Source organism: Arachidicoccus ginsenosidivorans, assembly GCF_007971385.1.
GTDB classification, from domain to species: domain Bacteria; phylum Bacteroidota; class Bacteroidia; order Chitinophagales; family Chitinophagaceae; genus Arachidicoccus; species Arachidicoccus ginsenosidivorans.
Genome location: NZ_CP042434.1, coordinates 593,770 through 608,883, shown reverse-complemented (window position 1 = coordinate 608,883; position 15,114 = coordinate 593,770). Strand labels below are relative to the sequence as shown.

Below are 15,114 nucleotides of genomic sequence, written 5' to 3'. Positions count from 1 at the left end.
CTAATTTAGGAGCTTTTTTGTTTGTAGTAATTCCTTTGTATAACTTGACAGTAGCAAAATATTAGAGGCGCTCATCTTATAAGGATAAGGGGGCTCTATAAAGCATTTTGTTTTGCTCCATATTATTTACCGGGCTACCTGGTTGTGGCTCAACAAACATTGCCGTAAACATCCATTTCACAGGAGCATACCATTTGCCTGAATTGAAACTGCCTACTGGCATTTTCAACAATAAATAATTCCAACCCTTTTTTATGGGTACTTCACGAGGTGCCCTAAAGTAGTAATTTTCGTCTAAATAGGGGATTTCCAGATCGCCCTTTTGGCCGGCTCGTTGCCAGTCAGGTGGTCCAATAATTTGCCCATTTAGCCAGACTTTACTTCCCAGGTTATTCCAGCTACCGGCTTTGGCCGGTGCAGTGGCTGTTGATCTGGAGTTATCATAAAAGCCTACCCAGAGTAGCGCTGTTGTATCTACCGGACTATAGTAACGCCCTTTGGCGTAATAGGTCGTATTTTCTTTTGGTGTATCCAGTAACCCCCTGACAACCGGATCCCAAAAATGACGCAGAATAATTGTACCACCTGTGATTGTTTCTCCAGAATCGGCATTTATTGTATCGGCGTTTTGCTCGGTAGTTTCTGGCGCAAAGCCTGCATTTAGATGTCCTTTGTTATTAAAAGGCCCCAGAAGTTGCCACTTTATATTGGATTGTCGTATATATTGAAAGGGAATGTTTTTATAAAAGGTTTGTTGGATGGACAATAAGCGGTCTTCAAAATTAGCAAATTGATGTTTTTCAAGAGCGTTTAGATGATTTAAACCAATTAGATTACCTGTCTTACCACCTCCACACCAACTTCTTTCTGCAAAGGCTAATATTGAAGCCAGGGTCGGATTCTGTGTCAGGTTGCCCATAGGACTTGCCAGTTTTCTGTCATTCCATAAACAAAGTGTAGCGCCTAAATTATTGTGGTCGCCGTGCTGGCTATCATCAATTGCATGGTTATATATGGAGAGGACACTTTCCTCAGGAGCCATATGGTTAATATAAAGATTACGGGAGTCAATTCTTTTATAATTAACCGGTTTGAGTGTTTGGGTCGTGCCGCGCCATAATTGCCGATAGACAGAAGACGGGTAGGTGCCACCCGGATCCCATCCTATAACTTTTTTACCTTTATTTTCCAGTAGCTTAATAATGGATGGCAGAAATTTGTCATTGTGTATATGCACCTCATCTGCACCAATGTGGAAATAAGGAAGATCATAGGTATTGCATATCTCCGTTAAAATGTTATTGAGGGCTATTATTCCTGAATCGCTCTGCATATCATATCCCATAGCCCGTTTAAATGCGGCACTATGACCTGGCATATCAATCTCTGGAATAAAAGTGATAAACCGTTCTTTACAATACTGAATCAGTGATTTTATATCTTTTTCAGTATAGAAAAGGCCCTGATCCCTGGTCATGTTTGCTGCTGCAGTTAACTCAGGGTACTGATGGATGGCTAGTCGCCAGGCCACATCTTCCGTTACATGAAAATGGAAAACGTTTAGTTTCAGATCTCCCATCAAGTCTATTTGCCTTTTTATCAGGCTCACAGGCTGATAATTGCGACCAACGTCAATCATATAACCGCGCCAGGCAAAACTAGGATAATCACTAATTTGACAGTTATCTATAAAACTACCATCTCGCATCAGTTGTTTGAGGGTCTGTAAACCATTATAAATACCATGTCGTGTGCCGGCCGTAAGGGTAATCTGCTGTTCAGTTACCTGTAGGGTATAGGCTTCTTTATTACCAGAGTTCGTTGGTGCTTTACCCGCAGTAGCAGGCCAATTGAACTGATGTGCACAACGGATGATTAAGGAAGGCTGATTGGTTTTAAGGTTTTGACTAACGAGCATTTCTGGATGAAGATCTTTGGTCTTTTGAACAAAGGCTATGGCCAGATCTTTTAATGAGTCTTGCAGGTAAGTGATCTGGCGTAACTTATATAAGGGGAATTTACCTGGTTGCCATTGAAGGTTTTTGGGGGCTGGCAACAGTGCTGGACGTGTAGAGACATCCATGACATAAGGGTAGATAAGGTGTTTCCAGCGCATATAGCCTGGACCCTTTTGGTGTAACCCATCATTGGTTAAATGGATGTCGAGTAAGCCGTCAGGGCCTTTTAGCTCAGTAAACACGTCAATATAGGTATAGTTTAATTTGGCTGCATTCGCAGATAAAGCCTGATTGATTGACCTGATTTTGGTCATATTGCCGGTATGACTGGCAAACTTATGATAATAGGCGTTGACCGGGAAAATACTTTGAATATATAGCCTGGTCAGAGGACTGTTTTTATGAATCAGTTTTGCAATTAAAAATATATTGAATAGCACACTGTCAGTAGAAAGACCATGAGCCAAATCATTGGTGCCAATCAACAAAAAAATTTTGGAAGGCTTTCTGTCGGTAACTTCATCCAGGCGGTTAAGAATGCCCGCTGTCATGTCTCCACTAATGCCCCGATTAATGATGGGAGCCGAACCAGGGAATAGTTCATCCCACTCTGCCCCATCGGTAATACTATTGCCTAAGAAAACGATTTGGCCAGGCTCCTTGGGCAGCAATCTAAATAGACTAACCCTTTGCTGGTAATAGGTAGAAAACATCGTGTCAGAAAGATCCGCGGGGACTTGTTGCGCCAAAGCCTGCTTAACAAAAAACTGCGCGCCAATGATTAAAATGGCTACCAGTAATTTTTGTTGCACAGTACCAGAGAATAAAGATTTCATAACAATGAAAATGACTATTTTTAATTGAGTGGAAATGATTACCGTTCACCAAATATATAACATGTATGACATAATACCTATATTTAGCACTTTTTATAAGGCATAAATATGGATGAAGCAACATGATGTCTTTATATATTGTTGATTTTTATAGAGTTGTATAGTCGCCTTCGCATTGCCTATTTTTAAGCCAAAGATTCCACGGATATATTACTTTTTCCACTGGGTTTTTTATGTACCTGAATTTGAACAGCTATTCTTTCTGTCATCTCCTGCACATGAGAGATGACGCCTACTTTTCTGCCCTGGTCTTTGAGTCTTTCCAGGGCATCCATGGCAACAGAAAGTGTCGTTGGGTCAAGAGAACCAAAACCTTCGTCGATAAACAAAGACTCTACTTTTAAGCGCCTAGAGGATAGAGAGGCGAGCCCAAGGGCCAGCGCCAGGGATACTAAAAATGATTCTCCGCCGGATAGAGAATAGACCGATCTTAGCTCATCTGCCATATCCTGATCGATCACTTGGATGGCCAGAGAATCCGGGATTCTGCTAAGCACATATCGTTTACTTAGCACATATAAATGTTTATTGGCATAACCTAGTAATAAATCCAGGGTATATTGCTGCGCAATCTCCCTGAACCTACGCCCATCCCTGGAACCAATCAAACCATTTAAAGCGGCCCAGCCCTCATATTTTTGCAATTGTTGTTCAATTTGCTTTTGTACCTGACCTTGCTTTTTTAGATTTTTTTGATTGTTTTCTATTCTTAATTGCCGTTCCATAACAGCCATTTGATGTTGTTCCAGCTGGCTTCCTTTAGACAGTTGTAATGCCAGTAAATCTTCCAGACTTCTCTGGTCACCGGTAGTAGCTCGGTGTTTTTGTAAGTCACGATCCCTCTGTTCTAATTTGCTTTTGGCAGTTATTACCTGCTGATCAGCCAGTTTTATTTTTTCCAATTGATCCTCCATCCACTGTTCAGTGTAACTGAGTAAGTGGTCTACCTGATCTCTGTCAAGTGGAATTTGGTCTGCCGCATTATTTTGTTGATTGTAATAATCAATCCAATCGATAATTTTCTGATCCAATTGCGCACATCTGGTCTTTGCTTGTTTCCAATTGTTTTCTAAGATCGCCTGCTGCTGTTTTGAAGCTATCCAATCTTTTTGAAGTTCCTCGTTTTGTCTATGAGCTATCTCTACCTGTTGGTTAATATCCTCAAGCGCTTTTTCCAGATCGCTTTCAATGGAGGAAACTGATTTGCCTTCAAAAATATTCATGCGACTCTTGCGTAGGTCATCAAGTGCCACTTGTTGTTTATTAACGGTGGCCATTTGCTGCGTCAATTGGTGGGTCGCGCGTTGTAAAGCGCGCCCCAAACCTTCCAGTTCAATTTTGAGACCCTCTAACTGGACGTCTAGATTATCGGATTGTTTTTGTTTTGCTTCCAATCTGAGGCAAACTTTTGTATAGCACCTGTAAATTTATCGGGTGCTGCCTGCCAGTTGGAGAACCAATCTGCCGTAGGGAAATAGGCATTCAAATCACTTTGTATTTGTCCAAGGATTTGATCAGCTTCCAGTTGATTTGATTGGCTGACGACTAATTGTTGATTTTTTAAAGCCAGGGCAGCATCCAGGTCTTTTTGGGCGTCTTTTAGCTTTTGCAGTCTCTCCCTTTGTGTTTCGGTATTAGTTTGCAATAGCTCGCGTTGCTGAAACAGTTGCTGGAAATGCGATTTCTTTTGATGGAAGTCTGTGAGTGTCTCCTTGGCAGCGGCGATTTGCTCCTCTAGCCAACCCAGGATGGCATCTGCCGGCTTGTTATTTAGTGTTTGCCAAAAGGTGTTGCTTCCCATAATTTTTTGGCTGTTTGATAAATGGATTGTTTATTTTCATGGTTGGCCATCAGCTGTTGTTGCTGATTTTGTCTCAGTTCGATTTCTGAAATAAGGGCGGCATGTTTGCGTCCGGCATCCTTATATGCGCGCTCTGTCGTATTTAGCTCCTCTTGCAGGGCTGATAAAAGTTGATCTGCCAGATCAGGGTGTGCATTACTTGCATAAGGATGATCGGTACTGCCGCAAACAGGGCATGGGGCCTTATCCTGCAGGCTTGCTCTTAGTTTTGCAATATTTTCTGTATTGCGAAGGGTTGCCTTTTCAATCAGAGATCTTGTCGTATCAATTTGGGTCTCCAGCGTCTGGATTTTTGGCTCCAAAAGTGCTGCGGCGGCTGTCAGAGATTCAATTTTTTCGGTATTTTCTGTAATCTGCTCACTGACTTGTCCAAGCTCATAGCTTGCTTTTTCAAAATCTGTAAATAAAACTTGCGTCTTTTCAAAGTCACGCTGTTTATTTTGAAGTATTGTAATATTTTCTTCCAGCTGGTTGTTATCTATCTGCGCCAATTGTTGTTGAACCTCTTGCAATGATTGTACATTTTCCAAATAATTGCCACTGGTTTGATCCGTTTGGTCTTTGATTGTAATCAATTTGTTTTGGAGGGTCTCCAGTTCAACGTTCAATTCTTTTATAGCCTTTTTGGCATTTGTAGATTTTAGCAATAAGCTGGATGCTTCTTGCAACCTGCTACTGATAAATTCTGTGCTTTCTGCGATTTTAATTCGGTCTTGTCGTTGGTTGAGCCAGGTTTTGAGGGCTGTCAGTGTAGATTCGTTAGCTTTTAATTTTTCCTGAACAGTCTTTTGTTCTTGCTCAATTTGCTCCTTATTTTGACGGATTTCTGTGAGGTCGTTGTTTTGTTGATTTAGCTGGTCCGTTGCAATTTTGATTTGGGTATCCAGGTTACTGGCCTGGGCAAGTAGGGGCCTGGCTTCCTTTAGCGCTTTTTCCTGTTGACCCTTTTTAGCGAATACTTCCTGGTAAAAGTGATCTGACAGCTGTTTTTTGTCTGTAAGTGACTGGAGTTGTTGCTCTAGCGTTTCTAAGGCAGTTGTATGCTGATGGAAAATGTCTTTTTCTGCCACTAGGTTTTCCTGGATGCTTTTTAAAGGTTGCAGCTTTTGTACCAACGCCAGTTGAATCTTTGTTTCTGCCAACCCTTCTTGGGTTGACAGGGCCTGGTTTAGAGAATTGGTTGCCTGCTGGCGTTTATTTTCAAGATCTGCATTTACCTGATGCCAATTTATGGCTTGGTCTATTAACGCCTTTTCTTTTGTTTGCTGCGCTACTTGTTGTTGCAGCTCAGTAATCTGTGCTGCGATTTGGTTGATTTGCTCTTCGTTTAATAGATCAATATTTTCTGCCTTTGCCTTCAGATTGTTAAGCGCCTCAGCTTCATTTTTATAATGCTCATAAATGACTTTTGAGATCTCTGAATAAATCTGTGAACCTGTCAACTTCTCCAGTAAAGCGGATTTTTCCTCTTTATCCGCCTTCATAAAGGCAGTAAAATCCCCCTGGGCTAAGAGTACACTACGGGTAAACTGCTCGAAATTTAATCCAATCAGCCTTTCTATCTCCTCTTTTATTACCGTATTGTTGCCTGGAACATCCCTTTGTTTGCTTTGGTTTCGCAAGGAGTGGGTATAAGCCATCAGTCGGCCGGTTACTTTTAACCGGGCCCTTTTTACGGCCCAGGTAGCTTCATATTTATCCCCGTCTATACCGACAAAATAAACCGAGGCACTTCCAGCGGTAGTGCCATCTCTAAGGATTCCTCTGGGATCTCCCTGGGAAATAGTCTCCCCTGAAATGTCCTGTAATTCAATGCCTTTGCTTTTGGCTTGAACATATCGTGGCGTTCTTGCATACAGTGCCAGGCAAAGAGCGTCTAGTATCGTGGATTTGCCTGCCCCTGTAGGGCCGGTTATCGCAAAAATACCTGCAGAGGCTAATGGCTCGCTAGTGAAATCAAGGGTGGTTTCACCTTCCAGTGAAGCCAGGTTATTGATTGAAATCTGTAGAATTTTCATTTTTTAAACTTATGCTTGATCTTGATTTTGCGACGCTTCGATGGCTGCTTGCTTAAATAATCTGGAAAGTTCCTGCGGCGGAGGACTTTGGAACTGCGCTGAATAAGTGCGGCTAAAAACTTCCTCTGGCGTTAATTCTCCCAGATTTTCTTCCATATTACCATAATGGTTATCCTCTGCTTTTCTGGAAGGATATTTTACGTCTATTTTGGCGAGGCGAATGTTTTTGCCTTCCAGTGCTTTTTCTATCTGATGTCGTAAACCAGGCCGGGGTTCGTCGAGCAAAATCCTGATTTCTAAAAAGGGTGGGTAAAGATCCGGCTGCAAAGTGGAGGCGTCAGGCAATTTTTCCAATTCCTGTATTACTTCAGGTAGGGGCGCATGCTTTTGGGGCACTCTGATTAAAGGAACGCTTACAGGGACTTCAATGGGCATAATTTGATCGATGCCACCTGCGGTTACTTCAAAACTTAAGACCTGATGCTTATAATTGAGCTCAGAGAATGAAAGTGGAAGCGGGCTGCCGCTATAGCGAATACGCTGCTCTCCACCTATTTTTTGCGCTTTGTGTATATGTCCAAGGGCAACATAGAGTAAGTCTGGATGAAAGGCACTGGCGGAGATACATTCCAATCCCCCATAATAGCTCTCTCCGCTTGATCCATATCCGTTATCTCTGCTTGGGCGGCATGTAGGTGCCCCATGGCAAGGACAAATTGATCCTTTGTTTTCTTGTTCATGATGAAAGCATGTGCTTCTTTATAAAATAACTCAACGCCTGCCGTGTAGCTGTGATATTTGATTTCTTCTGGATGATCTTTATCTGGTTTTGGATAATCGCCGGCTCTTAAATAAGGAATGGCCAGGCACCAGCCGGTGATTTGATTTGTATGATCAAGGATCGGAATGGAGATTTTATCGTAATGAATCAGGCCATCGCCTTGCCTCTCTATTGTACCTACAATATGAATCCTGGAGGATTCCAGCAGCGGACTGGGCGCTTCCAGCCTGGAGGCGGAATCATGATTGCCTGCTGTAATAATAATTTGCAAGTCAGGGCATTTTCTGGTTGCATTATTTAAAAAAGTATAAAAAAGCCGGATAGAGCTTGCCGATGGATTGGAAATGTCGAATACATCTCCTGAAATCAGTAATAGATCAATTTTTTCCGTACATAGCGTCTCTGTCAGCCATTTAAGGAACTGTTCGTGTTCATAAGTTCTATCATATTCATAAAATAATTGCCCAATATGCCAGTCTGCTGTATGTAATACCTTCATAATTCTTGTGGAATTATTGTTTTTAATAATATAAATGAGGCGTGCTCCTGCGCATGCTGCCCCGGTAAATTTAGAAAGAATTGAGCAATTATAAGGTAAAGATCCTAAGCTGATAGGGTGGTGGTTAACCGTAATATTATGTAAAATGTGGCAGACTTGGATGATGGGTAGCTCAGGATGTGTTTTAAATTATATTTAATTGATATAAGCTTTTTCCTGATTTAATTTTACCTTCAAAACTGCATTGAAATATATCGTGATAGCTTTGTTTTAGAGACAATGCGTTGGATGAATTAGAAGAGGCATTGTGCATTGAATAATCCAAAAGGGTTCCATTAGTGTTTTTCTAATTCCTTCGCAAACAATTCTTGCACGCGTCGCCAGGCATCGTCCCTGGCGTACATATTGAAAGTTTCGGGGCGCTGGTCACAAAAAAGCCATGTTTTGTATCTGGATACACGACGAATTCAAATTTTGTCTTAGTTGAGCCTAGGGCCGCTTCCATCGTTTTTAATTGATCTTCGGTCACCAAACTGTCTTGGTCGCCTACAAAATATACAATATAACCATCATTTTTTGCAATCCCAGCTGTCAGTGTAATTGTGGGCTCAGGTTGGCTAAGTGCAATGTCAGTATTTGTTAACCATCCTGCATAAAAGCAGGCGGTTGCCTTTATATCTAACTGTGTTGCTGCCAAATAGGCAATATGGCCTCCAATACTAAAGCCAAGACAACCAATTTTTCCTGTCACATCTGGCCTTGAACGTAGAAAATCAATGCTACTTTTCACGTCCAGCAAGACCTCTGAACGTTTTAATTGGTGCATCAATTCCAATCCTTTGGTGCGACCTTGCTGATTGTATGGCAGATCAGTCCCTGGGGCAGTACGATGATAAAAGTCCAAAGCTATGGCCACATATCCAAGCGCAGCCATATTGTTGGTGATTTCTTTTATGTGATCTGTAATACCGAATATTTCCATTCCAATAATAACAGCAGGAAACTGGCCTGAATTTGTTGGATAAGCAAGATAGGCGCCCATGGGGTCCGCTTCGCCATTAACTTTTATTGATACGACCTCTTGATTAATTGCATGCATAATTCGTTGTTTATTGGTTCCATTATATGGATTGTGGAATTATTTATTTTAATAATATGATAGGTAAATTTGCTTGCGCATAAACTGACCTGGTAAATTTAGAAAAAATTGCTGAATTTTAATCCAGGCGTGGAAAGTAGTTACGCACACCTGATTGGGGTGATAGGGGGATGTCTGAGCGACAAAATTGCTTGAAATTTATTGTCTGGGTAAAGAAATGGTGCTTTAAATTCTCTGAAAATTACTTAAATTGCAATCAGTTACCGGGTAAATCTTACTGCATAAAAATGGATCATGAAGGAAACAGAGGCATTAAAAGAAAAAATAAGACAGTTTAGAGATCAAAGAGATTGGGCGCAGTTTCACAATACGAAAGATCTGGCCTTAGCACTTTCTATTGAGGCATCTGAATTATTAGAGCTTTTCCTTTGGAAGGCACCAGAAAGTGCGGATCCTCAAAAAATCAGAGAAGAACTGGCAGATGTTTTAATGTATGCATTGCTTTTGGCGGATAAACAGGGTTTGGATATCACGGAAATTATTGAAGAAAAGCTGCTTTTGAATAATAAGAAGTATCCTGTAGATAAAGCTAGAGGAACTGCCAAAAAATATAATGAATTATGAATGAAAAAGGGGTATTTAAAATCCAGCGTTATGATTTTAACCAAAATGTATTAAACCGTATTAAGCAATCTCAGGACTATTTTGAGAATAATCAATGGCCCCTGGTATATATCCTCAAAGACGAACATGAAAAACAAGCTTATATAGGAGAAACAACCGATACTATTGAACGCATGAAAGTGCATCTTAAAAATGAGCAAAAGCAGAAGTTGTCTGAGGCCCTGTTAATTTCCAGTAATCTTTTTAATAAATCTGCCACGCTGGATATTGAATCAAGTCTAATTAAATATATGTCAGCTGATGAAACCTATCATCTGATTAATAGCAATATTGGCATTGCCAATCATCATTATTTTCAACAAAAAGAGTTGTATGAGGGCCTATTTGAAAATGTATGGGAGCAATTAAGGCAATTGAAAGTTGTTCGGAAAACTTTAAAGGATATTGATAATTCAGATTTATTCAAGTACTCGCCTTATAAATCGCTTAGTGCTGATCAAGTTATTTCTCTGAAAGAAATACTCGAAGCCTTGGTATCAGATAATTTTGAAACGATTATTGTAAGTGGAAGTGCTGGTACTGGAAAGAGTGTTCTGGCTATTTTTCTATTTAAGCTCCTGAATACAGATTTGGAAACATTTAAATTTGTTGAACTAGGGACTGCAGATCAGCAAATTGTTGAATTGGTGGAAGCTGTCAAAAAGAAATATTCAAACCTGAAAATGGGATTGGTGATTCCTATGGGCTCCTTTAGAAAGACCGTAAGCAAGATTTTTTCGCAGATAAAAGGCCTGAACAGATCTATGGTCATCGGACCCAGTAATGTTGCCAAGGAAAAATATGATATATTGCTGGTGGATGAATCTCATCGGCTCAGAAGACGGGTTAATCTGGGACCAGTATTTTCCAGCTTTGATAAAAATAGCCAGCGTCTTGGATTGAATCCAAGTAATACCTCCGAATTACAATGGGTGCTTAAACAGTCTTCTAAGGCTATTTTATTCTATGATGCCGGTCAAAGTATCAAGCCATCTGATGTACAGAAATCTGAATTTGATCAGGTTGCTCAAGCAGCTGATACGAAAAGACTAAGGTTGAAAACGCAGTTGCGTTCAAAAGGAGGAGATACACTTGTTCGTTTTATTCAAGGTTTGCTGCAAATTGAAGGCTCGACTGCTGAAATTCTTCAAAAATTAAAGGGTATGAACTGTGCTTGTTTGATGATTTAAGTGATTTAATTCAGCAATTGGAAATTAAAGAAAGACATTTTGGGCTTTGTCGGTTGGTGGCGGGTTATGCCTGGCCATGGGTGTCGAAAAAAAATAAATCACTATTTGATATCCAGCTGGATGGCGTTGAATTAAGATGGAATACGAAGACGGAGGACTGGATTAATAGCGAAAATGCCAGATATGAGGTTGGCTGTATTCATACGGTTCAGGGATATGATCTTAATTATGTGGGAGTGATTTTTGGACCTGAAATTACATTCAATACCCAAACAGGGTTAATAGAAGTGATAAAGTCAAATTATAAAGACCGGACGGGGAAGGATAGTATTAAAGATCCTCAGGAGCTTGATAGGTATATAAAGCATATTTATAGTACAATGATGCTTCGTGGCATTAAAGGGGCATTTGTCTATGTTGCAGATCCTGCATTGCGAACTTATTTTGAAAAGTATATGGATAAATATGATCCAAGTATTAAAAGCAATCATAGAGTGGAAGTGCCACTCATTCAGTTGAGTGTTGAAAATGAACAGTTAGTGGAGAAATATGCGTCTACTATGTATTTACGTGAAGAAGATCTGCAGGGGAATTCTCATGATTTTATAGCTTGTCAGATCCAAAAAGATGGCAGTGATGAAAATGGAGCTGTCGCACTTATTCAGATTGTACATGAGGAGATAGTTGCTACAGAGCAAAACTTAAGTGACCGTTCAGATGCGAAAGCCAGCACAGCATTCCAATGGCAGGTAGCGGAGCAACATGCCTTTTATGGAAAAGAAAATTGGCTACCATCTTCCTTAACTATGAGTCGTTATGTCGTTATAAGACTTAAAAATAAAGGAGGTATAAATCGCACCGTTGTCGGTCGTATTGAAAAACTTCTTGGTGGAGTGGCTTTCAATAAATAATATTTTGGCGGTTCAAATGACATTTAATTAATTTTTTCTAATAAAATCCCTGTAATAACTGCAAGTATTATAAATGGCTTTACTAAATTCATTGGAGCCATATTGCGTTTTAAGAATTTTAAAATAAGGATTGGTTAGCGAATAACCAACATAGTTTAAATCTGAATACCCGGTCTTACTTGCCCTTGTACATCTTTTCTGCCAGCATTTTGCTGCGCCGAAAATACATTTAGCCTTCAATGTGTTGGTTTTTGCCGCTTTGGCTGCAAGATTGAAATATTTTTCTGCTGTGTAGAGCCCGTAATACTGCTGGAACGGCGCAGGAAGTTGGTCCCGTTGCTTGGTTTTGTAGTATTTGTACTCATCTGCTGTGCTACGAAAATAAGAAAACAGATTAGGTGATCTTCCATAATAGGACATGCCATATAAGCCAAGGGCGTATTTATATAATGCAGGAGCATTATCTGTATCTTTTTTTATAATATCCTGCAAATCAGCCATTTGTTTGGCAAATGTCCATTTAGTAGTAATATGCGTGGAATCCAGTTGGTAAATGGTATCAGTAATATCATTTATATGCATTTCAAATGGGTAGGCCAGACTGTCCAGATTGGTGTTGTCTTTTAAAATATCTGCGGCAGTTTTGAACTTAAAAGCGCGTAGATATTTTGTCCCTTCCATTTCCTTAAGCATTGTTTGGGTATAATAGGTGCCAGATACTAACCAGCTATTGAAAGCCGAATAATGACTACTGTCTACAAATGCCTGCATTGCCTGTATGCTTTTAAGACTTATTTTGTCCAGGATTTGTCCAGGCCTGTCCCTTAGATGCGTATCCACATTATATTCACTGGTCGCTTCTGGATAGTCATAATAAACCAATTATAATCTCCATAAGATTGACCTTTAAAGCGTTTACTATGGGCCATACAGTAAAGCGCTTTAATGGTATCCTTTTGTGCTAGATATCTGGGCGCCAATAGTAAATTCATGATACAATAGAAATTATGGTCCTGGTCTGCATTTTGGTTAGATAATGAATCCAAGGTTTTTAATTTAGGTAATAGCTCGCTTTCCTCTAAGGATGTTATAGTAGAATGATCTTTTATAGTTTGCAAGATTTTGAATACCTGATAGAGCTGCGCTTCCTGAGGCTGCATACCAGCTGTTTTTGCTTTTTCCATTTCCAGATTCATCTTTTGGGTGTCATTAAGCATATAACTGATATAGGCGCAGGCTAGGTGCCAGAAGGCTGGATTTCCCGCTTTTTGTTCTCTAATCATTTGTTGAGAAAAGCTATTTAAGGCACCAAGGTAACCTGGATAAGTGCTAATTAAGGAATCCATCAGGTAGTCTTGTTTATCAGCGGGTCGCCCTTCAAAATAATAGTAATAACTGTCGTATTCTATATGGTTTGTCTGATTAATGCCATGCTGCTCATATCGTTCTTCCATCTTGTTTATTTCTCTATTGACAAGCACATCGATGCCTTTTATATTTGGATCGAGTGCGTAGGCTTTTTTTATGAGTGGAAGGGCTTTATCATTGGATCTGAGTGCCTGCATTACTGTAATGACCGCACGCTCGTGATCATTTTTGCATAATTGAAAAGCGGAATCAATGATCGCTGTTTTATTTTGCTTTGCCCATCGGCTGGTGCTCCAGACAAATGAAATCATGGCTGTGTTTTTTAAACCGTCAGGCCCGTCAAACATTTTTGCGTATAAATAGGTGGCCATCGGATAATTTTTCGTGCGGTAATATACGCCGGCTTTTAACCCCAGACTGCGATAATCGGACAGCATTGCTGTTTTGGGATCAAATGTTCCTATTAAGCTGTCAAATAAATGAAGGGTTTGATCATACCTTTTATTATAAAAGGCGAGTCTTAGCACCTGGAAGGTGTAACGCGCTTTTAAGAACTTATCTGTTGTATTGTGTCGTAGAGCCAAACCGGTCCGGATCAATATCTGAGAGGAATCAATATTTGTGACTAATGTGTCCCAATCGCTTTGTGGAATCACATAGGGTTCACACTGCTTTGCATAAATCAGGTAATTTATAACAGCTGCAGCTGAATGTCGCAATAACCATTGGGTAAAAGCATTATTTTTTTTATCGCTGGCGAGCATTTTGACTTGGCCAGCAGCGATTTTCTTAATATCCTGGATGGTGTATTTGTTCACCAGGCTGTCGATGTCTTTCAAGGGGATATCAGCCTTGGTGTAGTGCTTCCAGTCCTGAATGTTTTCTTGGTTAAGTATGTCGCTGTTGTCTTGGAGATTGTCATCATAGTTATTATAGAATGGATCTTCTGCGACATAATAAAAAGGTCTGTAAGCAGGTTTGTTCGTTGCCTTGTTGCCGAAAAATGAAGGATAGGCATAATAGATCTGCTCCGGCAGGCAGCTGTAGGCGATTTTTACTGCGATTATGATCGTTACAATACTAGTGCATAGTACGATAAATTTTTTCCAGGTCATCATTACTATATTTTGAAATTGTTAGGCTATCGAGGTGATAGAATATTATGGTGGAGCAGTTAGGAACTCTGCCACTTATGAGTGACGCTAATTTGGTTAAATCCTGCGTACTGCAGGATTCAAAACGTATTGTGGCAGCTCTTTTTAAATTGTACCCTTGCCACGTGGTATCGGTTTTGACCTGATACAAGTGGTTGCCGAGCGGATTAAATAATGCGGCGTTTTTAAGTTGCTCTTCTGTAATCTTGCTAAGTATTCCAGAGAACCGGTGTTGATCGTCAAATAAAAGGGACCAGCTAAATAAGGGAAAAGCGACGTCTAAAGTGAGGGGGTAATCCTGTACATATACCAAATACTTTTTGGCAACAGATAAGTCAAGGATGGAATTATTGTCTCCTGACAATTTAAGGTTTCCCATATTATAACACATTAATAGCCCTTTGTCCACAGGAGGAATACCGCTTGATTTTGGGTTACGTAGCTGGTGGAGTCTAATGGTGCTACTTAATACTTTTCCTTTAAAGAAAGATTGCTTATGGCAAAGGCTCAAAAAATAGAAGTAATTTTCTTTAGTGCTTTGAGTCCAGTCACAATCGATTTGGATTTCTGTTGGTTGGATATTTGATTGTAAACACTTCTCATACAACAATTTAGTACAGTTTTTTGCAAGCAATTCCAGCTGCTCCCTTTGAATTTTATGCATTACCTCATTGGTGATAAATATAACTGGCACGTAAGTATAACCTGTGGGTCTA

General features: G+C 40.1%; 13 protein-coding genes. 3 read left to right on the top strand and 10 right to left on the bottom strand.

All coding sequences use genetic code 11. The features are described 5' to 3' along the window. Positions 1-76: 76 nt before the first annotated feature. The 7 genes from FSB73_RS02400 to FSB73_RS02375 form a co-directional block, all read right to left on the bottom strand. Positions 77-2,794 (bottom strand): family 20 glycosylhydrolase, encoded by a 2,718-nt coding sequence (locus tag FSB73_RS02400; RefSeq protein ID WP_146779974.1) that lies wholly within the window; start codon positions 2,792-2,794, stop codon positions 77-79. A 185-nt stretch (positions 2,795-2,979) separates the two neighbouring features. Continuing rightward, positions 2,980-4,248 carry an SbcC/MukB-like Walker B domain-containing protein gene (locus FSB73_RS02395; RefSeq protein WP_225974397.1) on the bottom strand — a complete coding sequence of 423 codons (1,269 nt, stop codon included), beginning with the start codon at positions 4,246-4,248 and terminating at the stop codon, positions 2,980-2,982. Beyond that, entirely contained in the window at positions 4,215-4,655 is a 441-nt protein-coding gene (locus FSB73_RS02390; RefSeq protein WP_146779973.1) for a hypothetical protein, read from the bottom strand. Before FSB73_RS02390 ends, FSB73_RS02395 begins: the two co-directional genes overlap by 34 nt. Further along, the gene (locus tag FSB73_RS02385; protein ID WP_146779972.1) at positions 4,625-6,733 is read right to left on the bottom strand and encodes an AAA family ATPase; all 2,109 of its coding nucleotides are present in this window, start codon (positions 6,731-6,733) and stop codon (positions 4,625-4,627) included. The genes FSB73_RS02390 and FSB73_RS02385 overlap by 31 nt, the downstream gene beginning before the upstream one ends. A gap of 9 nt (positions 6,734-6,742) precedes the next feature. Continuing rightward, entirely contained in the window at positions 6,743-7,366 is a 624-nt protein-coding gene (locus FSB73_RS23790) for an exonuclease SbcCD subunit D C-terminal domain-containing protein (protein ID WP_225974396.1), read from the bottom strand. Beyond that, positions 7,285-8,013: a metallophosphoesterase family protein gene (locus tag FSB73_RS23785; RefSeq protein WP_225974395.1), complete on the bottom strand. Its 729-nt coding sequence runs from the start codon at positions 8,011-8,013 to the stop codon at positions 7,285-7,287. The genes FSB73_RS23790 and FSB73_RS23785 overlap by 82 nt, the downstream gene beginning before the upstream one ends. A 346-nt stretch (positions 8,014-8,359) precedes the next feature. Beyond that, a complete protein-coding gene (locus FSB73_RS02375; protein ID WP_146779971.1) occupies positions 8,360-9,112 on the bottom strand; it encodes a dienelactone hydrolase family protein in 753 nt (250 codons plus the stop codon). A 294-nt stretch (positions 9,113-9,406) separates the two neighbouring features. Between FSB73_RS02375 and FSB73_RS02370 the strand changes: the two genes are divergently transcribed. Genes FSB73_RS02370 through FSB73_RS26190 form a run of 3 tightly spaced genes read left to right on the top strand, consistent with a single transcriptional unit; the run spans position 9,407 to position 11,876 of the window. Continuing rightward, a complete protein-coding gene (locus tag FSB73_RS02370; protein WP_146779970.1) occupies positions 9,407-9,736 on the top strand; it encodes a nucleotide pyrophosphohydrolase in 330 nt (109 codons plus the stop codon). Beyond that, positions 9,733-10,965 carry a DUF2075 domain-containing protein gene (locus FSB73_RS26195; protein ID WP_146779969.1) on the top strand — a complete coding sequence of 411 codons (1,233 nt, stop codon included), beginning with the start codon at positions 9,733-9,735 and terminating at the stop codon, positions 10,963-10,965. The genes FSB73_RS02370 and FSB73_RS26195 overlap by 4 nt, the downstream gene beginning before the upstream one ends. Positions 10,966-10,982: 17 nt before the next feature. Next, positions 10,983-11,876: a DUF2075 domain-containing protein gene (locus tag FSB73_RS26190; RefSeq protein WP_262712462.1), complete on the top strand. Its 894-nt coding sequence runs from the start codon at positions 10,983-10,985 to the stop codon at positions 11,874-11,876. Positions 11,877-11,903: 27 nt separating this feature from the next. Here the strand turns inward: FSB73_RS26190 and FSB73_RS02355 are convergent, their stop codons facing one another. From FSB73_RS02355 to FSB73_RS02345, 3 genes are read right to left on the bottom strand one after another with little or no spacing between them, the layout of a single operon-like run. Next, positions 11,904-12,716 carry a hypothetical protein gene (locus FSB73_RS02355; RefSeq protein ID WP_146779967.1) on the bottom strand — a complete coding sequence of 271 codons (813 nt, stop codon included), beginning with the start codon at positions 12,714-12,716 and terminating at the stop codon, positions 11,904-11,906. Then, positions 12,701-14,362: a hypothetical protein gene (locus tag FSB73_RS02350; RefSeq protein WP_146779966.1), complete on the bottom strand. Its 1,662-nt coding sequence runs from the start codon at positions 14,360-14,362 to the stop codon at positions 12,701-12,703. Before FSB73_RS02350 ends, FSB73_RS02355 begins: the two co-directional genes overlap by 16 nt. Further along, positions 14,325-14,777 carry a hypothetical protein gene (locus FSB73_RS02345; protein WP_146779965.1) on the bottom strand — a complete coding sequence of 151 codons (453 nt, stop codon included), beginning with the start codon at positions 14,775-14,777 and terminating at the stop codon, positions 14,325-14,327. Before FSB73_RS02345 ends, FSB73_RS02350 begins: the two co-directional genes overlap by 38 nt. Positions 14,778-15,114: the final 337 nt, after the last annotated feature.